Source organism: Enterobacter cloacae complex sp. HYC042_NIDB (assembly GCF_056673315.1).
The window spans coordinates 158,574-181,214 of the sequence record NZ_CP109650.1 but is presented as its reverse complement, the minus strand read 5'-3'; the positions used below and the strand labels follow the sequence as shown (position 1 = coordinate 181,214).

Sequence of the window (22,641 nt, the reverse complement as noted above, 5' to 3'; positions counted from 1 at the left end):
GCGCCGTAAAAAATTAACCGTGTTTCTTCTTCGCGAAAATGACGCGCGCCAGAATGTTCAGCAACAGTACGCAAAGGGTGATGATCAGCACCCCGGCCCAGGCCAGCTGCTGCCATTCCGCGAATGGGCTCATCGCAAATTTAAAGATCGTCACCGGCAGGTTGGCGATCGGCTGCATCATGTCCGTGCTCCAGAACTGGTTGGAGAGGGCAGTAAACAGCAGCGGTGCCGTTTCACCGGCAATACGGGCGATAGCCAGCAGGATACCGGTCATGATCCCGGAGACCGACGCTTTGAGGGTGATCGCAGAAATCATTTTCCATTTCGGCGTACCCAGCGCGTAAGCTGCTTCACGCAGGCTATCCGGCACCAGTTTCAGCATGTTTTCGGTGGTACGAATGACGATAGGCACCTGCAGCAGCGCCAGCGCAATTACGCCCGCCCAGCCGGAGAAGTGTTCCATTTGCGCGACTACGATGGTGTAAACAAACAGGCCCACGACAATCGACGGAGCGGAAAGCAGGATGTCGTTAATGAAGCGAATCACCTCTGCCAGCCAGGATTTACGCCCGTACTCGGCCAGGTAGATGCCGGCCATGATGCCCAGCGGCGTACCGAAAACGGTCGCCCACAGGATCAGCAGGCCGCTGCCCGCCAGGGCGTTCGCCAGACCACCACCCGCCGTATTTGGCGGCGGCGTCATCTCGGTGAACAGCGCCAGAGACATTCCATCAATACCACGCGTGATGGTGGACATCAGGATCCAGATCAGCCAGAACAGGCCGAATGCCATCGTTGCCATGGAAAGCGTCAGCGCAATGCGGTTTTTAAAACGACGCTTCGCCTGCATTTTGCGGCGGGATTCGGCAAGCTGAGCGGTGCTTTGCATTTCGAGAGTTGCCATCAGCGTGCCCCCTCATTTTTCGCGAGACGCAGGATCATCAGCTTGGAAATCGCCAGAACAATGAAGGTGATAACGAACAGAATCAGACCCAGTTCCATCAGCGCTGCGACGTGAAGCCCGGATTCCGCTTCGGCAAATTCGTTTGCCAGCGCGGAGGTAATACTGTTACCCGGCATATAGAGTGAAGCGCTGTCGAGCTGGTAGGTGTTACCGATGATAAAGGTGACCGCCATAGTTTCACCCAGCGCGCGACCTAAGCCCAGCATTACGCCGCCGATCACCCCATTTTTGGTGAACGGAAGGACAATGCGCCAGATAACTTCCCAGGTGGTACAGCCGATGCCGTAGGCCGACTCTTTCATCATCACCGGGGTTTGTTCGAAGACATCGCGCATTACCGCCGCAATGTACGGAATAATCATGATGGCGAGGATCACACCTGCCGCCAGAATACCGATACCGAATGCCGGGCCAGAGAACAGGGCACCCACAAACGGAACGGCGGAGAGAACATTACCTACCGGCTCCTGGAAGTACGTGGCAAACAGCGGCGCAAAGATAAACAGGCCCCACATGCCGTATACGATACTTGGGATGGCCGCCAGCAGTTCGATGGCAATACCCAGCGGGCGACGCAGCCAGCCCGGCGCGAGTTCCGTCAGGAACAGCGCAATACCGAAGCTTACCGGAACCGCAATCAGCAGGGCGATGAACGAGGTCACCAGCGTACCGTAAATCGGCACCAGCGCACCGTAGATATCGTTCGGCGCGTCCCACTCTTTGGTCCACAGGAAGGAGAAACCGAATTTCTGAATGCTCGGCCAGGAGGAGAAAATCAGAGACACGATAATGCCGCCCAGCAGCAATAGCACAATCAGCGCAGCCAGTTTGACCAGCGCGCCGAAAATCATGTCACCTTTTTTACCCGGAGGGTTAAATGCAGGCTTGGTTGCAGCCATAAATCACTCTTCTGTTAAACGCGTTTACGAAATCGGCGGGTAAGCGCAAGCGCCACCCGCCATTTTCGTCAGAATGCTAAATTAATACAATGCTTTACCGCTGCTGTCTTTCACGTTGGTTTTCCATGCAGCACGAATCTGCTCAACCACGCTGTCTGGCAGGCTGGCGTAATCCAGGTCGTTAGCCTGTTTGCCGCCGTTTTTGTATGCCCAGTCAAAGAACTTCAGCACTTCAGTACCTTGCTCTGGTTTCTTCTGATCTTTGTGAATCAGAATGAACGTTGTAGAAGTGATTGGCCACGCGTTGTCGCCTTTCTGGTTAGTCAGATCCTGTGCGAAGGATTTGCTCCAGTCAGCGCCTTTCGCTGCGTTAGCGAAGTTCTCTTCAGTTGGGCTAACCGGTTTGCCGTCAGCAGAAACCAGTTTGGTGTAAGCCAGGTTGTTCTGCTTCGCGTAAGCGTATTCTACGTAACCGATAGAGCCCGGCAGACGCTGTACGAAGGCAGCGATGCCGTCGTTACCTTTACCGCCCAGACCGGTTGGCCAGTTAACGGTAGAGCCGGAGCCGACTTTCGATTTCCACTCTTCGTTCACTTTTGCCAGGTAGCTGGTGAACACGAAGGAGGTACCAGAGCCGTCAGCACGGCGAACCACAGCGATGTTCTGCGAAGGCAGCTTAACGCCCGGGTTCAGCTTAGTGATGGCTTCGTCATCCCATTTTTTGATTTTGCCCAGGTAGATATCGCCCAGGGTTTTGCCGTCCAGCACCAGCTCGCCTGATTTCAGGCCAGGGATGTTAACGGCCAGCACAACGCCGCCGATCACGGTCGGGAACTGGAACAGGCCTTCCTGATTCAGTTTTTCATCAGACAGCGGAGCGTCGGATGCGCCGAAATCAACGGTATTCGCGGTAATTTGTTTTACGCCACCGGAGGAGCCGATACCCTGATAGTTAACCTTGTTACCGGTTTCTTTCTGGTAGGTATCCGCCCATTTGGCATACACCGGCGCAGGGAAGGTTGCACCAGCGCCAGTCAGGCTTGCTGCTGCAAAAGCAGAGAAAGCGCTCAGAGATAAGGTCGCGGCGACAACAGTTGCGACAGTGGTACGCATAACTTTCATAATGTCTCCTGCAAGGATTTCGTAAATCATTGTTTAAGTGGCTACGATGAGCAAAATAGGACAAACAGGTGACAGATAAATGTACGAAATATGACAGTTTTATGACAATCAACGTGTTTGATTTAAGGTAATGATTTTAATACAAATAAAATCATATCCCTGTCATGATAATGTCACACTGAGATGCGTTAAGCCTGGTTCAAAGATGTGAATATGACAACGGCTGTCATAAACAGCCGTTGTTATTAATTTTGAATTTCGAAGGTCACGGTTGCCCAGGCTTCAAAGGCGCCGGGCTTCGGAATACTCCCCGTCGCGCTGGCCGGGGCAGCAGAGAAGGTGAGTGAGTTAACTTCGGCGCCCCCCTGGTTGGCTCCCATATCCATCTCCATGCTCCCCCCATTGACGTTGACGACGCGGTCCCATTTATCATAAATAACGATCCCTACATCATCATTGCCGTTCACTTTCATCATCGTGGCGTCAGCGTCAACGGGATCGGCATGGAAAGCGGATCGGACGATGTTCTCATCCAGCATGCCGGTACATTTCACCTGTATCATCTTGCGGATTTTGCGGCTACCGACCGCCTCGCCTTTGGTGGCTGAAAACGCGCTGGCGGGAATTTTTCCAAAATCAATTTCCAGCGACTGACCCGGCGCAATCTCGCAGTTTTGCGGTACCACGATGTCTCCGGCAATTTTTATTTCGGCGAGCTTCTCGGTACTTGCCAGAGAGGACGCTTCATCGATACCGCCATAGAGCGTGGCAATCGTCGTACCCGGAACGGTAATTTTTCCAATAAAGGGCTTGTCGATCAAAAACGATATTTTTACCTGAGAGCCGGTATCAAGCGTTGCCTCTGAGCCCTCTACACTGGAGGTATAACAGTAGATACCGGACGTCACCCGGTTGGGCTCCGCCTCAAAGGGAACGGCGAGATAGTCACGTCCCAGCACGTGAATAGAGGACGCAATACTGAGGTGATCGTTCAACCTGTAGTAGGTATATCCATTTTTAACGGTATTAACGCTTAAGGGCGAACGCGCGGTGAAGTAGACGCTACGAAACGTGGTGGTGAAATGGGTCAGGCAGTTACATCCCAGTTTATACTGGGAAGGCGATTGCAGGGTCGTCAGATCGCGCACCTCGGTTCCCGCCTGGTTTTTATCTGCCGGTATTTCTGCCCCGTTAAGATTCAGATTGAAAATATAGGTGCCGCCGATGGCGAAACACACCCCGCCTTCTGTCGTCGCAGCGTGGGAAAAAGGGGTAAAAAGCAGCATGGCGACTGCTATAAAAGTGATACGTCGTTTCATCTCATTTCCCTATTGGCACACGACCGCTGTTTGAACCAGTTCAACACCCGTTGGTTTGGGGAACTGATAATGGACCTTGCAAGGTTTTGTCTTTTCACTCCCCCACTTCAGCGTGAACGTTCCCTCTTCCGGCATGCCCGAAAGATACAGTTCGCCATTCTCGCCGGTAATGCCCGACACGCTGCCCGTCGCCAGTTCGGCAGACGCCACTGCGCCAAAGGGAACCGGTTTGCCGTTGGCCTGTGTGACCTCAAAGAGCACGCGATAGCCAACGTGGGTGATAAATTCCGCCCGCACCACCGCACCTCGCGTGGGGATGACGTTAAGCACACTGTTCTCCAGCTCGACGTTCGCTTTTTCAAAATAGCCGCTCTCAATTTCCACACGGTTTTCATCGTAAGCGTTAAGCTGCGTTTGAACGGTGTAGCCTCGCCAGTCGGTTGCCGTACCGGTGCCGTTTTCCATTGCCAGACCGGCTGCACCGGGTGCTTTAATCAGCGCCACGGTTTCGCCCATCTCCTGCGAGAACGTCACTCCATCGCCATGCAGCAGGATCCCGCCGCGCGCGCCGTAGTTGAGCCGCTGGCTGTCCTGGTTGTAGTCATAGCTGCCGTTAACCGAGCCATAGGTTCCGTCATATCCCACCCCCGCGCTGCTGCTGTACACACTGTCATCCGCATCCCAGGACTGCTGGAGGTTCCAGGAGAGATTACGGTTATCAAGCGCCGTACCGTTCAGGCCAAGCTGGTGCATTCCTTTTCCGCTGTTGTTCTGCGTGAGGCCGTAGCTCACATAGCTGTCCGGCAGCAATGCTGACAGCGGCACGGAGAACGACAGCATAAAAACCTGTTCGCTTTCTCGATCGTCGCTATCTGTATACTCCGCGCTCTGCGCCGTGGTGATGGAATCGCTGTAGTTCCAGGAGAGGTTCCAGGAAAGCGACCGCCAGACATTGCTGTAGCCAAGCTGAACCAGGCGTTCAACTTCGTCGGTTTTCCAGTACTGCTGGCGGCTCAGCGTGAGATAAATGTTCCCCATGCCATCGCCGAAATTCTGCGTCCAGGACCCTTCAAGCCGACTGCGTCGGTTGCCCGTTACCCAGAAATCGCGCTGACTGTTCTGGCGTGACGCCCATTCATTGAGGGTGTAGTAGCCCTGCGTTGAGTAGCGATACCCTACCAGCCTCAGCGTGGTATCCGTCTCATCAAACCGTTTCGAATAGAGAAAACGCCAGGACTGGCCGGACTCCTCTGAGTCCTCGTCCGTAAATTGCGCTCGTGCCTGGGTGATATCGACGGAAAACGCGCCAACTGCCCCCATATCTTTGCCGACCCCCACCGCTGCCGAGCGATACGCTTCCGCGGCCTGCACGCCACCGTAAACCGTTATCCCGGCAGGAAAGCCGTGCAGAATCTGCGCCTGAAAAACGTTGGGCTGGAATTCGCTTTGATCGCGCAGTTCACCCGCGCTGATATCGACGTCGGTCTGATCTTCACGCTTGAGGATGGCCAGCGAGGCGTAGGGCTGCGTGAAGTGTTGCTCACTGCCGTCTTCTTCTTTGATGGTCACGTCCAGGTCGCCGCCGGAGCTGGTGGTGTTTAAATCCTTTAGCGCAAACGGTCCCTGCGGCACGGCAGATTGGTAAATGATGTAGCCGTTCTGCCGAATAATCACCGTCGCATTGCTTTTCGCTACGCCCCGAACGACCGGCGCAAAGCCCGCCAGGCTGGAAGGAAGCATTTCATCATCGGTATAAAGGCGCACGCCGCGCACCTGGGTACTGTCGAAGACATCGCTCGCGGTCCAGGTATCACCCAGCATGATCTGGCTGCGTAACGTCGCGAGGTTTCGCTGCACATAGGTGCTGATGGAATGGTAATCCGAATGACCGTCAATGATATTTAGCGTGCTGTAATTGCGTAAACGCCACGCGCCAATGTTCGCCCCGTTTCGCAGGTTCAGATAGTAGAAATCGCTATTGTCGTCATCATCAGACTGCAACGTGCTGGAGCCGGAAAAGTCATAGTTCATCATCAACGCATTAATACCTTCATCCCAGCGGGCAGGATTGATGGTGCCGCGGGCGGTGGTATCAATGTAAATCTGCGGCAGCGTGACGTTGAGCAGCAGCTTATCGGTATCGAACGCCCACGTGGCGCCAGGGATCAGCGGGGTAGGGTCCACACAGGCGTTTTCGTCCAGGCGATCCAGCGAACCGATCGCCGCCACCTTAGCCCCGAGCTCCGCAAGCACCGTCCTGACGTGCTTAAAACAGGGATGCAGCCTATCGCCAGCCTTATCTTCAATAAAGGTGACCTCCCGGCTATCGATAAACTCATCGTTAACATGAATATCAACCTTATAAGAGCCCGCAGGTAACGTATTGGCGCGGTTAAACTGGTGGATATCAACATCCACCGGATGGTCAATTTCAAGAAGCGCAGGGTTAAAGATATCTTTTGCCAGCGTCACGCCTGAAAAGCCGAGAGATACCCCCGAGGCCAGCGCAATGAAAAAACGGAAACACCCCATATCAAACATCCCTATGTTTACAGCGTGACGTGAATTTCCTGACTGATTGCCCCAAAATCGTTAACGAAACGCCAGACCAGCGCGTGGCCGTTAATCCCTTCCGGAAGCGGCAAACGCACGGTGTCAAAAGGGGGAATGATGTTTAAGGGAACGTCTTTTTTATCGACGGTGACATTCATAACGTTAATATGTAGCGGGCTCGGATTTTCAATCACGAGCTGCTGGTTTTGAACACGCCATTTAACCTTCGCCGCAGCCCGTTCAGGCGTGATATTCAGGGTCGCCGGACGCCAAAAAAGTTTTATCCGCGTCTTAATCGCAATTTCGAGCGAATTGGGGTTTGAACTGGACGGCGGAATATTTTTGATGTTGAGCCAGAACAGCGATTCCCGATCGTGAGGCAGTTCGCCCTTCACTTTCATGATGCGCAATACTTTCTCCTGCCCGGCCTCCAGCCTTGAAACCGGCGGAATAACGGTAAAAGGAGGTTTATTCGACGCTGTATCGCCTTTAAAAGGATCGACCCACGTCTGTATGAGATAAGGCGTGGTCGCTTCGTTATTTTTTATGCTAATTGTCGCATCGGATTTATCGCTACTATAAACAACGCGGGTTCCGCCAATAATGACGCCAGCCGTCGACAAGGGTGTTAAAAATGAAAAAGAGAGCATGATGAACAGAGTCAACAAACGCCGTAAATACATCAGTTATCCTCACATCCTGTGGAGGAGCCTGCAAAAAGGATAAAACAGGCTCCTGGCGAACAGCTGAAGATTATTTCAGGTATTCAATGGTGAACTGGGAATCCGCGTTCGCTGTACCCGGCGTAACCGTAGCCAGCGTCTGCACAAACTTCGCTTTAAAGCCCATGTCCGCTTTGCCGTCGGTGATAGCAACATAATTTGAATTGTTATACAGCGGGATCGCCGTATCATCGTTCAGGTTGAAGAGCTTGATTGCAACGCCGGTAGCCTTAACGGCTTCACCTTCGCCGGTGTAAATACCGTCAGTATCCGCTTCACCGTTAACAGGCGTGCCAATAGACAAATATCCTTTGCCGATGGTGTCTTTATCTTCTGTTCCGTCAAAACGAACTGCTGCCTGAGTATAGGTTGCAGGGCATTTCTCCAGTTTAATATGGAAATCTTTTACTGACGCCGTTGAGTCAATGCCGGAGAACGTCGTTTTGGCAACGCGGCCGATATTCACTGTCTGATCGGCGGTATCAGGCGTCACTTCACACGTTGAATCAATAACCTCTCCGCGGAAATGAACCGTACCATCCGCAGCAAATGATTGTCCTGCCATTAACGCCGATGCGAGTGCAATCGCCACCGTAATTCCATTATTTTTCATGATAACTCCATTAATTAAATCAATATTGCGTTTATCATAAAGACAACGCCATCCCAAATGCGATGAAATAATATTCTTCGGGAAGAATGATCTTCAAGGGGGGAGTTTAAATTAATGGAATAATGACGAACCAGAGCTGGAATAATAATAGAGAAAAACAAATATAATATTATTTTTGCTTTATCATTAAAATTCCTTTTCAGTATACACATAAAAAGGACACATATTTTATAAACAAACCATTTTTAGGATTCCGTTAATAAAAGCTGATCGTTTAGTGATCAAAATAGAAAATACTAATGCCTGGAAGCAATCTCGTTCATTATTCACACAATAAAGTAACGAAATGCGTCAGAATAAGATGATTGATAGCAAAGAGAAAGCTGATGAGAAAAAAGTAAGGAAAAATGGCTACACGTCGTGTAGCCATTAACAGAAGGGATTATTCTACGGTGACCGATTTCGCCAGGTTACGCGGCTGGTCAACGTCGGTGCCTTTGATCAGCGCCACGTGGTAAGCCAGCAGCTGCAGCGGAACGGTGTAGAAGATCGGTGCAATCACCTCTTCCACATGCGGCATCTCGATGATGTGCATGTTGTCGCTGCTGGCGAAACCGGCATCTTTATCAGCGAAGACGTACAGCACGCCGCCGCGGGCGCGCACCTCTTCGATGTTGGATTTCAGTTTTTCCAGCAGTTCGTTGTTCGGTGCGACAACAATGACCGGCATATCCGCGTCAATCAGCGCCAGCGGGCCATGCTTGAGCTCGCCTGCCGCGTAGGCTTCCGCGTGGATGTAGGAGATCTCTTTCAGCTTCAGTGCGCCTTCCAGCGCAATCGGGTACTGATCGCCACGACCCAGGAACAGGGCGTGATGTTTGTCAGAGAAATCTTCCGCCAGCGCTTCAATACGTTTGTCCTGAGACAGCATCTGCTCAATACGGCTCGGCAGCGCCTGGAGACCGTGAACGATGTCGTGCTCAACGGAAGCATCTTCGCCTTTCAGACGCGCCAGCTTCGCCACCAGCATCAGCAGAACGGTCAACTGAGTGGTAAACGCTTTGGTGGAGGCCACGCCGATTTCGGTACCCGCTTTGGTCATCAGCGCCAGATCGGACTCACGCACCAGGGATGAGCCCGGGACGTTACAGATGGCCAGCGAGCCCAGATAACCCAATTCCTTAGACAGACGCAGCGCTGCCAGCGTATCCGCCGTTTCGCCGGACTGGGAAAGGGTGATCATCAGGCTGTTACGACGCACCGCAGACTTGCGATAGCGGAACTCAGACGCGATTTCCACGTCGCATGGCACGCCCGCCAGGGATTCAAACCAGTAGCGAGAGACCATACCGGAGTTATAAGAAGTACCGCAGGCTACGATCTGAATATGTTCAACCTTGCCGAGCAGTTCGTTGGCGTTTGCCCCCAGCTCGCTCAGATCCACCTCGCCGTGGCTAATGCGCCCGGTCAGGGTATTTTTGATGGCGTTTGGCTGCTCGTAGATCTCTTTCTGCATGTAGTGACGGTAAGCGCCTTTGTCGCCCGCGTCGTACTGCAGGTTAGATTCGATCTCCTGACGCTTCACCTGCTCGCCTTTGGTATCGAAGACGGTCACGCTGCGGCGAGTCACTTCCGCGATATCGCCCTCTTCCAGGAAGATAAAGCGACGGGTGACCGGCAGGAGCGCCAGCTGATCGGAGGCGATAAAGTTTTCACCCATGCCCAGACCGATAACCATCGGGCTACCGGAACGCGCGGCCAGCAGGGTAGATGGATCGCGGGAGTCCATGATCACCGTACCATACGCACCGCGCAGCTGAGGGATAGCGCGCAGCACCGCATCACGCAGCGTACCGCCCTTTGCCAGCTCCCAGTGAACCAGGTGAGCAATCACTTCGGTGTCGGTTTCAGAGACGAAGGTATAGCCGCGCGCTTTCAGTTCTTCGCGCAGCGGTTCGTGGTTTTCGATAATGCCGTTATGCACCACCACGATGTGTTCAGACACATGCGGGTGCGCGTTACCTTCAGACGGTTCGCCGTGCGTCGCCCAGCGGGTGTGCGCAATACCGGTACCCCCGTGCAGCGGATGTTCTTCCGCGGCCTGAGCCAGCATCTGCACTTTACCGAGGCGACGCAGGCGGGTCATATGCCCTTCTGCATCCACGACAGCCAGACCGGCAGAGTCGTAACCACGGTATTCCAGACGACGTAAACCTTCGAGAAGGATTTCAGCAATATCACGCTGCGCAACTGCGCCAACAATTCCACACATATTTTAGATTCCGAATTTAGGCATTATGCCTGCGTTGTCGCTGACCTGTATTTACCCTTTCCGGGCGCCCCGAGCCTTGTAGAGAGTGGGGTTATTTTTATGGGTACTGCTTGTGGGGGGAGATATATATTTATCTCCTCTCCCGGGTTTGCCTGATGCGGCTACGCCTTATCAGGCCTACTCAATCGTAGGGCGGGTAAGCGTAGCGCCACCCGCCTTGTTGTTACTTTTTCTTCACCGGGCGTTTCCAGCCCTGCTTGTGTACCTGCGGCACGCGGCTTAACACCAGCTCGTTATCCGCTACGTCGCGCGTGACGGTCGTGCCGGCGGCAATGGTCACGCCGTTACCCACGGTAACCGGTGCCACCAGCTGCGTGTCCGAGCCCACGAACACGTCATTGCCGATGATGGTTTTAAACTTATTGGCGCCGTCATAGTTACAGGTAATGGTTCCTGCACCAATATTCACGTTATCGCCAATCTCCGCGTCGCCCAGATAGGTCAAATGACCGGCTTTCGAGCCTTTACCCAGACGCGCTTTTTTCATTTCCACGAAGTTGCCCACGTGCGCGCCTTCCAGCAGCTCAGCGCCCGGGCGCAGACGCGCAAACGGGCCGATGGTACACGCCGCATCAAGACGCGCGTCTTCCACCACGCTGTACGGGCTGATTTCGCAGTCGTCGCCGATAACGCTGTTTTTAATCACGCAGCCGGCGCCGATTTTGACGCGGTTGCCCAGCGTGACGTTGCCTTCAAGAATAACGTTAGTATCGATCTCAACGTCGCGCCCGTGAGACACGGTGCCGCGCAAATCGAAACGCGCCGGATCGCGCAGCATCACGCCCGCGAGCAGCAGTTTTTCGGCCTGCTCGGACTGATAAATACGCTCAAGACGGGAAAGCTGCAGGCGGTTATTCACGCCGTCCGTTTCGCTGATGCGCGCCGGATGAACGGCGGCGATCTCACGCCCTTCGTGATACGCCATCGCAATGATGTCGGTGATGTAGTACTCACCTTGCGCGTTATTGTTGTCGAGCTGAGAGAGCCAGCGCTTCATGTCCGCGCCATTGGCAATCAGGATGCCGGTGTTGATCTCCTGAATCTTGCGCTGTTCATCACTGGCATCTTTATGTTCAACGATACCCGTTACGTTGCCGTTTTCACGCGTGATACGGCCATAGCCCGTTGGATCGTCCAGCACAACGGTCAATAAACCGATGCCGCCCTGCGGCTTGGCTGCACGCAGGCGAGTCAGCGTTTCAACGGAAATCAGCGGAACGTCGCCGTAAAGCATCAGAATATCTTCGTCATCGGCAAAGAACGGCGCAGCCTGCTGCATCGCATGACCGGTACCCAGCTGTTCAGCCTGAAGCACCCAGTTGAGCGCATCATCGCTCAGCGTCTTTTTAAGCAGATCGCCGCCGTGGCCGTAGACCAGGTGAACCTGACGGGCACCCAGTTCATTCGCTGCATCAATAACATGCTGCACCATTGGCTTTCCTGCCAGCGTGTGGAGCACTTTAGGCAGATCGGAATACATGCGGGTACCTTTGCCAGCGGCAAGGATCACCACGCTCATCGCACTGTTTGACATACGCATCCTGACGGTAGTTTGAGTGAGAAGTAAAAACGTTTGATGCCTAAAATTCTACATCTTTTTCATCATGAATTAAGGATGAAAAAAAAAGCCAGTCTGGTATCCAGACTGGCTTTTGTGCTTTTCAAGCCGGTGTTACATCGCTTTTTTGGTCAACTCGATAACGCGCAGTTTCGCGATCGCTTTGGCCAGCTCCGCAGACGCCTGAGCGTAATCCACGTCACCATGAGAGCTGCTAATGTGCTCTTCAGCCTTACGCTTCGATTCCAGGGCTCGCGCTTCGTCGAGATCCTGGCCACGAATAGCGGTATCGGCCAGAACGGTCACACTGCCAGGCTGCACTTCAAGAATGCCGCCGGACAGATAGATAAACTCTTCGTGACCGAACTGTTTAACGATGCGGATCATACCAGGCTTAATGGCGGTGAGCAGCGGTGCGTGACCCGGGAAAATACCCAGTTCACCTTCACTGCCCGTTACCTGGATTTTCTCGACCAGACCAGAGAACATTTGTTGCTCTGCGCTGACGACGTCCAGGTGGTAAGTCATTGCCATATCACCCTCCGATTAAGGCGTTAAAGTTTTTTGGCTTTTTCCACGGCTTCTTCGATGGAACCAACCATGTAGAACGCCTGCTCTGGCAGGTGATCGTATTCGCCTTCCATGATGCCTTTAAAGCCACGGATGGTGTCTTTCAGGGAAACGTATTTACCCGGAGAACCGGTGAATACTTCCGCAACGAAGAACGGCTGGGACAGGAAGCGCTGGATCTTACGCGCACGTGCTACCACCAGTTTGTCTTCTTCAGACAGTTCATCCATACCCAGGATGGCGATGATGTCTTTCAGTTCCTGGTAACGCTGCAGCAGGGACTGTACGCCACGCGCGGTGTCGTAGTGTTCCTGACCAACAACCAGTGGATCCAGCTGACGGCTGGTGGAGTCCAGCGGGTCAACGGCCGGGTAGATACCCAGAGACGCGATCTGACGGCTCAGTACCACGGTTGCGTCTAAGTGCGCAAAGGTGGTTGCTGGAGATGGGTCAGTCAAGTCATCCGCAGGTACGTATACCGCCTGAACGGAGGTGATAGAACCGGTTTTGGTAGAGGTGATACGTTCCTGAAGAACACCCATCTCTTCCGCAAGCGTAGGCTGATAACCTACCGCTGAAGGCATACGACCCAGCAGTGCAGATACTTCGGTACCGGCCAGGGTGTAACGATAGATGTTATCAACGAACAGCAGAACGTCACGGCCTTCGTCACGGAATTTCTCAGCCATCGTCAGACCAGTCAGCGCAACGCGCAGACGGTTTCCTGGTGGCTCGTTCATCTGGCCGTAAACCAGGGATACTTTGTCCAGAACGTTGGAGTCGGTCATTTCGTGGTAGAAGTCGTTACCCTCACGAGTACGTTCACCTACGCCCGCAAACACGGAGTAACCGGAGTGCTCGATCGCGATGTTACGGATCAGCTCCATCATGTTTACGGTTTTACCTACACCCGCACCACCGAACAGACCAACTTTACCGCCCTTCGCAAACGGACACATCAGGTCGATAACTTTGATGCCGGTTTCCAGCAGTTCCTGAGAGCTGGACAGCTCTTCGTAGGAAGGTGCCGCGCGGTGGATAGCCCAACGCTCTTCTTCACCGATGTCGCCTTTCATGTCGATTGGCTGACCCAATACGTTCATGATACGACCCAGTGTTGCTTTACCTACCGGGACTTCGATCGGGTGCTCAAGGTCTTTAACTTCCAGACCACGACGCAGACCGTCGGAAGAACCCATCGCGATGGTACGCACGATACCGCCGCCGAGCTGCTGCTGAACTTCCAGCACCAGGCTCTCGTTACCATTCTGTACCTCAAGCGCGTCGTACACGCGTGGTACGGCGTCCTGAGGGAACTCGACGTCCACCACGGCGCCGATTACCTGGACAATCTTTCCAGTAGCCATCTTGAATCCTCTACGTAATTCGTAAACCTGGTTAAACCGCGGCGGCCCCCGAGACGATCTCGGTGAGTTCCTGAGTAATGCTGGCCTGACGAGCTTTGTTGTAAACCAACTGCAGCTCTTTAATCAGGCTGCCGCCATTATCGGTCGCGGCTTTCATCGCCACCATTCGTGCGGCCTGCTCGCTGGCCAGGTTTTCTACAACGCCCTGATAAACCTGAGATTCAACGTAACGACGCAGCAGGGTATCCAGCAGCGGTTTCGGATCGGGTTCATACAGGTAATCCCAGGCTTTCTGCTTCAGCTCGTCATCTTCTGATGCCGGTAACGGCAGCATCTGAGTGAGCGTTGGAACCTGAGACATGGTGTTAATGAATTTGTTGCTGACAACGTACAGTCTGTCCAGACGGCCTTCATCGTAGGCCTGCAACATCACTTTAACCGGGCCGATCAGTTCGGACAGGGACGGGTTATCACCCATACCGGTCACCTGAGCGACAATGTTGCCACCAACGGAGTTAAAGAAAGAGACGCCTTTAGAGCCAATCAGTGCCAGATCGCACTGAACGCCTTTATCAGACCAGCCTTTCATATCCGCCAGCAGTTTTTTGAACAGGTTAATGTTCAAGCCGCCACACAGACCACGGTCAGTCGACACCACCAGGTAGCCCACGCGCTTAACGTCGCGTTCTTCCAGGTAAGGGTGCTTATATTCCAGATTACCGTTTGCAAGGTGACCAATCACTTTGCGCATGGTCTCTGCATAAGGACGGCTGGCCGCCATGCGATCCTGCGATTTACGCATTTTGGAAGCGGCGACCATCTCCATCGCTTTAGTGATCTTTTGCGTGTTCTGGACGCTTGCGATCTTACTACGTATCTCTTTTGCGCCGGCCATGAGCTTCTCCTCAATGCCAGGCGGCTTGCCCTGAGACAAGCCGCCGGACGATTACCAGGATTGGGTTGCTTTGAAGGAATCGAGGATAGCTTTCAGCTTGCCTTCGATTTCGTCGTTATAGCCACCGGTCTGGTTGATCTCTTGCATCAGCGGAGCGTGATCACGGTCGACGTAAGCCAGCAGAGCGGCTTCGAAGCTACCGATTTTCGCCAGTTCCACATCTTCGAGGTAACCGCGTTCAGCCGCGAACAGCACCAGGCCCTGCTGAGCAACAGACATTGGAGCGTACTGTTTCTGCTTCAGCAGCTCGGTCACTTTCTGACCGTGGCTCAGCTGTTTACGGGTTGCTTCGTCCAGATCGGATGCGAACTGAGAGAACGCAGCCAGTTCACGATACTGTGCCAGCGCGGTACGGATACCACCGGACAGTTTCTTGATGATCTTGGTCTGAGCAGCACCACCCACACGGGATACGGAGATACCCGGGTTAACCGCCGGACGAATACCGGAGTTAAACAGGTTGGTTTCCAGGAAGATCTGACCATCGGTAATGGAGATTACGTTGGTCGGAACGAACGCAGAAACGTCACCCGCCTGGGTTTCAATGATCGGCAGCGCGGTCAGAGAACCTGTTTTGCCCTTCACTTCACCTTTGGTGAAGTTCTCGACGTATTCCGCGTTAACGCGGGAAGCACGCTCCAGCAGACGAGAGTGGAGGTAGAATACGTCGCCCGGGAATGCTTCACGTCCTGGTGGACGACGGAGCAGCAGGGAAACCTGACGATAAGCAACAGCCTGTTTAGACAGGTCATCGTATACGATCAGCGCATCTTCACCGCGGTCACGGAAGTATTCGCCCATTGCGCAACCTGCGTATGGCGCCAGGTATTGCAGTGCAGCAGATTCAGACGCGGTTGCTACCACAACGATGGTGTTAGACAGCGCACCGTGCTCTTCCAGTTTACGAACCACGTTAGAAATGGTGGACGCTTTCTGGCCGATAGCCACGTACACACATTTGATGCCGGAGTCACGCTGGTTGATGATGGCGTCGATTGCCATCGCGGTTTTACCGGTCTGACGGTCACCGATGATCAGTTCACGCTGACCACGACCGATTGGGATCATGGCGTCAACGGACTTATAACCAGTCTGCACTGGCTGATCAACGGACTGACGGTCGATAACGCCTGGTGCGATAACTTCGATTGGGGAGAAGCCATCGTGCTCAACCGGACCTTTACCGTCGATTGGCGCACCCAGGGTGTTAACAACGCGACCCAGCAGGCCACGGCCAACCGGCACTTCCAGAATACGGCCAGTACACTTAACCTTCATGCCTTCGGCGAGGTCAGCGTATGGACCCATCACAACTGCACCTACGGAGTCGCGCTCCAGGTTCAGTGCGATAGCGTAACGGTTACCCGGCAGGGAAATCATCTCACCCTGCATACAATCGGCCAGGCCGTGGATGCGGATAACACCGTCACTTACAGAAACAATAGTACCTTCGTTGTGAGCTTCACTCACAACATTGAACTGAGCAATGCGCTGCTTGATCAGTTCGCTGATTTCGGTGGAATTCAGTTGCATGCTCCAGTCCCCTTAAGACTGCAAGACGTCTGCAAGGCGCTCAAGACGGCCGCGTACGCTGCCATCAATGACCATATCACCCGAGCGGATGATTACGCCTGCCATTACAGACTTATCGATTTTGCAATTCAGCTTAACTTTGCGTGACAGACGTTTTTCCATCGCGGCGGTGATTTTCGCAAGCTGTTCGTCACTCAGTTCAGTCGCGGAAGTCACTTCGACTTCTGCAGTTGCTTCACTAAGGGCACGTAAGTGCTCAAACTGCTCGAGAACATCCGGGAGCACACGGAGACGACCATTTTCTGCCATCACCTTAATCAGGTTCTGGCCGTTGGCATCCAGTTGCTCTCCGCACACGGCGATAAACGACGCGGCGAGGGTTTCAGGCGCTAACGCACCGGAAAGCAACTCGGCCATTTGTTCGTTTTTCGTCACCTCAGCGGCAAACGCCAGCATATTCTGCCAGCGATCGACATTTTGGTGTTCGACAGCAAAGTCAAAAGCTGCTTTGGCGTAGGGGCGAGCTACCGTAACAAATTCAGACATCAGCCCCTCCCTCCTTACAGTTCAGCGACAAGTTTGTCCACGATGTCGCTGTTAGCAGCTTCATCCACGGAACGTTCGATGATCTTCTCGGCGCCAGCAACAGCCAGAATCGCAACCTGCTTACGCAGTTCTTCACGAGCACGTTTACGCTCTGCTTCAATTTCAGCCTGAGCCTGTGTCACGATCTTAGTACGTTCCTGTTCTGCTTCAGCTTTGGCTTCGTCCAGGATCTGAGAACGGCGCTTGTTAGCCTGTTCAATGATTACCTGAGCTTCAGCTTTCGCTTTTTTCAGCTGGTCTGTCGCGTTGGCCTGTGCAAGGTCCAAATCTTTCTTAGCGCGTTCTGCGGAAGCCAGACCGTCAGCAATTTCTTTCTGACGTTTTTCGATGGCAGCCATTAAAGGCGGCCATACATACTTCATGCAGAACCAGACAAAGAGAATAAACGCGATGGCCTGGCCGAGGATTGTTGCGTTCATGTTCACAGCACAATACCTCTTAAATTTCTGTGGCTTGGGGTTTTAAAACAACTACTACGCGACAGCAAACATCACGTACAGACCCAGACCTACAGCGATCATTGGGATAGCATCCACCAGACCCATAACGATAAAGAACTGAGTACGCAGCAGAGGAATCAGATCAGGTTGACGCGCTGCGCCTTCCAGGAATTTACCTCCGAGGATGCCGATACCGATCGCAGCACCGATAGCCGCCAGACCCATCATCACAGCGGCAGCCATGTACAGCAGATCCATATTCAGGTTTTCCATGACAGTCTCCAGTTTGTTTCAATTAAAACGTAGTAGTGTTGGTAAAAAATCAGTGCTCTTCAGACGCCATCGACAGATAGACGATCGTCAGAACCATGAAGATAAAGGCTTGCAGCGTAATGATCAGGATGTGGAAAATGGCCCATGGCACATTCAGAACCCACTGTGACCACCACGGCAGAAGACCCGCGATCAGAATGAAAATCAGCTCACCCGCATACATGTTGCCGAACAGTCGCAGACCCAGTGAAACAGGTTTGGACAGCAGGCTAACGCCTTCCAGGATCAGGTTGACCGGAATAAACGCCCAGTGGTTGAACGGCTGCAAGGTAAGCTCTTTCACAAAGCCGCTTACGCCTTTCATTTTGATGCTGTAGAAAAGAATCAGGATAAACACGCCCAGCGCCATAGACAGGGTGATGTTCACGTCCGCAGACGGTACAACACGCAGCGCAGGCAGGCCGAAGATGTGCTCGCCGATGAACGGCAGCAGGTCAATTGGCAGCAGGTCCATCAGGTTCATCAGGAAGACCCAAACGAACACGGTCAGGGCCAGCGGAGCAATCAGCTTGCTCTTACCATGGTACATGTCTTTCACGCTGCCATGGACGAAGCCGATGATCATCTCAACGAACGTCTGGAATTTCCCTGGAACACCGCTGGTCGCTTTTTTAGCAACGCTGCGGAACATGGCCAGGAACAGAAGACCCAAAACCACCGAGAAGAACATGGAGTCGATGTTGATCGTCCAGAAGGTGGCCGGGGGGTTATGTGGATCCACCAGCGAGAATGTACGCAGGTCCAGCTGAAGGTTATTCAGATGGTGACCTATGTAATCCTGCGGCGTCATATTTTCTGAAGCCATGATGCCTTTTACCCTTTGTTATTGATTACAGCTGGAGCCAGAACTTGTACCACCAGCACCAAAACCCACGTTGCTATCAGCGGCATGAATACCACTTTCAAAACCGCCAGCGCCATCACCAGTAGAGCAAAGGTCAGCAACACCTTACACACTTCGCCGAGGGCGAAGGACCAGGCCACGCGGCCTTTGGCGGGTGTATGCGCCTGATGACGCCAGGCAAAAATCATAAACAACACGTTTGGCAGCACGACCGCCAAACCCCCGCACACGGCGGAGATGCCCCAGAAGGGGTCTTTGAGGCTAAACAGCAGTCCACTTGCTATCACAGCCAGAAACTGAATGAACAGAAGCTTACGAGCAACGTTTCTACTCAAGAGCGACACAGACATCACGTTTTTACTCCTGCTCCCTTCGAGGTATGCCGCGTGTCGTATAAAACGTCCTTTAAGGCTCAGAGTCAAGCATCAAAAAGCGGACAAATTATACGGTGCGTACCCGTGATTTCAAACATTAAGTAGCGAAAAGGTGAATAAATGTTTAAATATTTTTCCCCAGCGCTATTTTTTAACTTTCGTAGAAAGCATCGACCTTCGAGCAAAACTGCAAACAGCGCGAAAACGTTGACTACAAAGCGTGCACGAGATCACAAAACACACATTTGCGATAAGGTTGTATTTATCAAAGCCGTAAATCACCCAGGATTATCTTTCTGAAATTAAACACAAAATATCGCAACTATTTTCAAAACAGCCCCGTACACAATAAAAACCTTTTATTGACATTCTTAATAAATAATTAACATTGCGTTCTGGTTACAGCCTTCCACTTTTAGCAGGCTGATATTTTCATAGTTGACTATCTTCGCGATGAATAATCGACTTGAGGTTAACCGCAAGAAAATCCCTGGTAAAAAAGCGGTTAAACGCTCTCTGGTTAACCCCGGGTAGTTGTGCTGTTTTTTAACATACTCAGAACAGCACAAATTCCACATTTTTTATTATTTTTTTAAAAATTGTTTGGCTTAATTATCACCAGATGACGTTCACCGTCGAGCTGCGGAACGTTTAATTTCTCGATGGTTTCAACGCTAAAACCGTCCGGAAGCTGTTCAATTTCATCACCGGGCAGCTGTCCTTTCAGCGCATAAAAACGGCCATCTTCTGCTGGCAGATGCTTACACCAGCTCACCATGTCATTGAGCGAAGCAAACGCACGGCTAATAACGCCGTCAAACGGCGGCTCTGCCGGAAACTCCTCTACCCTGCTCTGTACGGGCGTGATGTTATCGAGCTTCAGTTCATGCTGAACCTGGCGTAAAAAGCGCACGCGCTTGCCCAGGCTGTCCAGCAGCGTGAAATGGCTCTCAGGTCGGACAATCGACAGCGGAACGCCCGGCAAACCCGGCCCCGTCCCCACGTCGATAAAACGTCCACCTTTCAGGTACGGCGCCACCACGATACTATCGAGAATATGGCGAACCAGCATCTCGTTGGGATCGCGCACAGACGTCAGGTTGTACGCTTTATTCCATTTGTTCAGCATATCGACATACGCCACCAGCTGGTTTTTCTGGTGATCGGTGAGCGAAATACCTGCCTGATCCAGCAGACGAGAGAGTTTGTTGAGCACGGTGAATACCTGTTGAGAGTTTTTTTGCCCGGTGGCGCTGCCGCTTACCGGGCCTACGAATAAGTAGGGCGGGTCAGCGAAGCGCCACCCGCCAAAAGCAATGTCAATTACGCGCTACGGCGCAGCATGCCCTGCTTTTTCAGCCACACCAGCAGGATCGAAATCGCCGCCGGCGTAACGCCCGAGATACGGGAGGCCTGGCCAATCGATACCGGTTTGTGATCGTTCAGCTTAGCGATCACTTCGTTGGAAAGGCCCGTCACCTGACGGTAGTCCAGCATTTCCGGCAGCAGCGTGTTTTCGTTGCGCTGCTGTTTTTCGATCTCATCCTGCTGACGCGCGATGTAGCCTTCGTACTTCACCTGAATTTCGACCTGCTCGGCAGCTTCAGCGTCTTCAAGGCCCGGTGCGAACGCGGTCAGTTTGACCAGATTCTCGTAGGTGACTTCAGGACGACGCAGCAGATCTTCGCCGCTGGCTTCACGCGACAGCGGCGCTGTTAAGTGAGCGTTCACTTCGGCAGCGGTTTCCGCCTGTGGGTTTACCCACGTGGTTTTCAGGCGCTGACGTTCCTGTTCAATACGTTCCAGCTTCTCGTTAAAGCGCGCCCAGCGTTCGTCATCCACCAGACCCAGCTCGCGGCCTATCTCGGTCAGACGCAGGTCGGCGTTGTCCTCGCGCAGCATCAGACGATATTCCGCGCGAGAGGTAAACATACGGTACGGTTCTTTGGTGCCCAGCGTGCAGAGATCGTCGACCAAAACGCCCAGATAGGCCTGAGAACGCGCCGGCGCCCAGCCCTCTTTCTCGGCAGAGAAGCGGGCAGCGTTCAGACCGGCAAGCAACCCCTGCGCTGCGGCTTCTTCGTAGCCGGTGGTGCCGTTGATCTGCCCCGCGAAGAACAGACCGTGGATGAATTTGCTCTCCAGCGTCGGCTTCAGGTCACGCGGGTCGAAGAAATCGTACTCAATAGCGTAGCCAGGGCGAACGATTTTCGCATTCTCCATCCCCTGCATTGAGCGAACAATTTGCATCTGCACGTCGAATGGCAGGCTGGTGGAGATGCCGTTCGGGTAAATTTCGTTCGAGGTCAGCCCTTCCGGCTCCAGGAAGATCTGGTGCTGGTTACGATCGGCAAAGCGCATCACTTTGTCTTCGATCGACGGGCAGTAACGTGGGCCGATCCCTTCGATCACGCCAGCGTACATTGGGCTGCGATCGAGGTTATTGCGGATCACGTCATGGGTTTTTTCGTTGGTATGCGTGATGTAGCACGGTACCTGCTGCGGGTGTTGCGCCGCGTTGCCCATGAACGAGAAAACCGGCATCGGGTTATCGCCGTGCTGTTGGGCCAGTACGCTGAAATCAATGGTGCGCGCATCGATACGCGGCGGCGTGCCGGTTTTCAGACGGCTGACGCGCAGCGGCAGTTCACGCAGACGACGAGACAGCGGAATGGACGGCGGATCGCCAGCACGGCCACCGCTGTAGTTGTCCAGACCAATATGGATTTTGCCGTCCAGGAATGTCCCGACCGTTAGCACCACGGCTTTGGCGCGGAACTTGAGGCCCATCTGGGTCACGGCGCCCACGACGCGATCGTTCTCAACGATAAGATCTTCTACCGCCTGCTGGAAGATCATCAGGTTCGGCTGGTTCTCCAGCGCGGTGCGCACGGCCTGACGATAAAGCACGCGGTCTGCCTGCGCACGAGTGGCGCGAACAGCAGGGCCTTTACTCGCGTTTAGTATCCTAAACTGAATGCCCGCATGATCGATCGCTTTCGCCATCAGGCCGCCAAGTGCATCCACTTCTTTTACCAGGTGTCCTTTCCCAATGCCGCCAATCGCCGGATTACAGGACATTTGTCCCAGCGTGTCGATATTGTGTGTCAAAAGCAGGGTCTGCTGACCCATTCGCGCTGCGGCCATTGCGGCCTCAGTGCCTGCATGACCCCCGCCAATGATGATGACGTCAAAAGGATCCTGATAAAACATGGTGGTCTGCCTCGCGTAAAGCGGTATGAAAATGGATTGAAGCCCGGGCCGTGGATTCTACTCAACTTTAGTCTTTCGAGAAAGCATTGGGATCTTGGGCTATTAAAAAGAAGATCTTTTTATTTAGAGATCTGTTCTATTGTGATCTCTTATTAGGATCGCGGACACGTGTGGATAAGTCCGATCCTGCAAATAAGATCATGCAGTTAGGAAGGATCGTTTGCTGTGAATGATCGGTGATCCAGGACCGTATAAGCTGGGATCAGATCGCGACTTTATACACAGGTCAAAAACGACGCTAGGGTTGTTCTTTGGATAACTACG

20 protein-coding genes are annotated in these 22,641 nt (G+C 53.2%); all 20 read right to left on the bottom strand.

The features are described 5' to 3' along the window. Positions 1-13: 13 nt before the first annotated feature. The 20 genes from pstA to mnmG all read right to left on the bottom strand — a co-directional run bounded on the left by pstA (position 14) and on the right by mnmG (position 22,317). Positions 14-904, bottom strand: a complete 891-nt coding sequence (pstA, locus tag OKF39_RS00835; RefSeq protein WP_014881893.1) for a phosphate ABC transporter permease PstA — start codon at positions 902-904, stop codon at positions 14-16. Then, positions 904-1,863, bottom strand: a complete 960-nt coding sequence (gene pstC, locus OKF39_RS00830) for a phosphate ABC transporter permease PstC (protein ID WP_028014924.1) — start codon at positions 1,861-1,863, stop codon at positions 904-906. The genes pstA and pstC overlap by 1 nt, the downstream gene beginning before the upstream one ends. 81 nt (positions 1,864-1,944) lie before the next feature. Next, entirely contained in the window at positions 1,945-2,985 is a 1,041-nt protein-coding gene (pstS, locus tag OKF39_RS00825) for a phosphate ABC transporter substrate-binding protein PstS (RefSeq protein WP_028014923.1), read from the bottom strand. Positions 2,986-3,230: 245 nt separating this feature from the next. Continuing rightward, complete coding sequence (gene stgD, locus OKF39_RS00820) at positions 3,231-4,304, bottom strand: fimbrial protein StgD (protein ID WP_052954293.1); 1,074 nt, start codon at positions 4,302-4,304, stop codon at positions 3,231-3,233. 9 nt (positions 4,305-4,313) lie between these two features. Continuing rightward, positions 4,314-6,836, bottom strand: coding sequence for a fimbria/pilus outer membrane usher protein (locus OKF39_RS00815; protein ID WP_479983401.1), 2,523 nt, complete (start codon positions 6,834-6,836; stop codon positions 4,314-4,316). A 17-nt stretch (positions 6,837-6,853) separates the two neighbouring features. Beyond that, positions 6,854-7,540 (bottom strand): fimbrial chaperone, encoded by a 687-nt coding sequence (locus tag OKF39_RS00810; RefSeq protein WP_049001568.1) that lies wholly within the window; start codon positions 7,538-7,540, stop codon positions 6,854-6,856. A gap of 70 nt (positions 7,541-7,610) precedes the next feature. Next, positions 7,611-8,192, bottom strand: coding sequence for a chaperone-usher fimbrial major subunit (locus OKF39_RS00805; protein ID WP_063155248.1), 582 nt, complete (start codon positions 8,190-8,192; stop codon positions 7,611-7,613). Between the two features lie 442 nt (positions 8,193-8,634). Further along, positions 8,635-10,464, bottom strand: a complete 1,830-nt coding sequence (gene glmS, locus OKF39_RS00800) for a glutamine--fructose-6-phosphate transaminase (isomerizing) (RefSeq protein ID WP_047366743.1) — start codon at positions 10,462-10,464, stop codon at positions 8,635-8,637. Between the two features lie 223 nt (positions 10,465-10,687). Next, positions 10,688-12,058, bottom strand: a complete 1,371-nt coding sequence (gene glmU / locus OKF39_RS00795; protein ID WP_049137078.1) for a bifunctional UDP-N-acetylglucosamine diphosphorylase/glucosamine-1-phosphate N-acetyltransferase GlmU — start codon at positions 12,056-12,058, stop codon at positions 10,688-10,690. 138 nt (positions 12,059-12,196) lie between these two features. Next, positions 12,197-12,616 carry a F0F1 ATP synthase subunit epsilon gene (locus tag OKF39_RS00790; RefSeq protein ID WP_006177560.1) on the bottom strand — a complete coding sequence of 140 codons (420 nt, stop codon included), beginning with the start codon at positions 12,614-12,616 and terminating at the stop codon, positions 12,197-12,199. A gap of 20 nt (positions 12,617-12,636) precedes the next feature. After that, entirely contained in the window at positions 12,637-14,019 is a 1,383-nt protein-coding gene (atpD, locus tag OKF39_RS00785) for a F0F1 ATP synthase subunit beta (RefSeq protein ID WP_003862362.1), read from the bottom strand. 31 nt (positions 14,020-14,050) lie between these two features. Beyond that, on the bottom strand, positions 14,051-14,914 hold the full coding sequence (gene atpG / locus OKF39_RS00780; RefSeq protein WP_003862364.1) for a F0F1 ATP synthase subunit gamma: 864 nt from the start codon (positions 14,912-14,914) through the stop codon (positions 14,051-14,053). Positions 14,915-14,965: 51 nt separating this feature from the next. Then, positions 14,966-16,507: a F0F1 ATP synthase subunit alpha gene (atpA, locus tag OKF39_RS00775; protein WP_003862367.1), complete on the bottom strand. Its 1,542-nt coding sequence runs from the start codon at positions 16,505-16,507 to the stop codon at positions 14,966-14,968. 12 nt (positions 16,508-16,519) lie between these two features. Beyond that, on the bottom strand, positions 16,520-17,053 hold the full coding sequence (atpH, locus tag OKF39_RS00770) for a F0F1 ATP synthase subunit delta (protein ID WP_003862369.1): 534 nt from the start codon (positions 17,051-17,053) through the stop codon (positions 16,520-16,522). Positions 17,054-17,067: 14 nt separating this feature from the next. Continuing rightward, positions 17,068-17,538, bottom strand: a complete 471-nt coding sequence (atpF, locus tag OKF39_RS00765) for a F0F1 ATP synthase subunit B (protein WP_003862370.1) — start codon at positions 17,536-17,538, stop codon at positions 17,068-17,070. 48 nt (positions 17,539-17,586) lie between these two features. Beyond that, entirely contained in the window at positions 17,587-17,826 is a 240-nt protein-coding gene (gene atpE / locus OKF39_RS00760) for a F0F1 ATP synthase subunit C (protein WP_000429386.1), read from the bottom strand. A 49-nt stretch (positions 17,827-17,875) separates the two neighbouring features. Beyond that, positions 17,876-18,691 (bottom strand): F0F1 ATP synthase subunit A, encoded by an 816-nt coding sequence (gene atpB, locus OKF39_RS00755; RefSeq protein WP_028014916.1) that lies wholly within the window; start codon positions 18,689-18,691, stop codon positions 17,876-17,878. An 8-nt stretch (positions 18,692-18,699) separates the two neighbouring features. Continuing rightward, on the bottom strand, positions 18,700-19,080 hold the full coding sequence (atpI, locus tag OKF39_RS00750) for a F0F1 ATP synthase subunit I (RefSeq protein ID WP_008500194.1): 381 nt from the start codon (positions 19,078-19,080) through the stop codon (positions 18,700-18,702). A 616-nt stretch (positions 19,081-19,696) separates the two neighbouring features. Continuing rightward, positions 19,697-20,320, bottom strand: coding sequence for a 16S rRNA (guanine(527)-N(7))-methyltransferase RsmG (gene rsmG, locus OKF39_RS00745; RefSeq protein WP_028014915.1), 624 nt, complete (start codon positions 20,318-20,320; stop codon positions 19,697-19,699). A gap of 107 nt (positions 20,321-20,427) precedes the next feature. Beyond that, on the bottom strand, positions 20,428-22,317 hold the full coding sequence (gene mnmG / locus OKF39_RS00740) for a tRNA uridine-5-carboxymethylaminomethyl(34) synthesis enzyme MnmG (protein ID WP_045261176.1): 1,890 nt from the start codon (positions 22,315-22,317) through the stop codon (positions 20,428-20,430). Between the last annotated feature and the right edge of the window lie 324 nt (positions 22,318-22,641).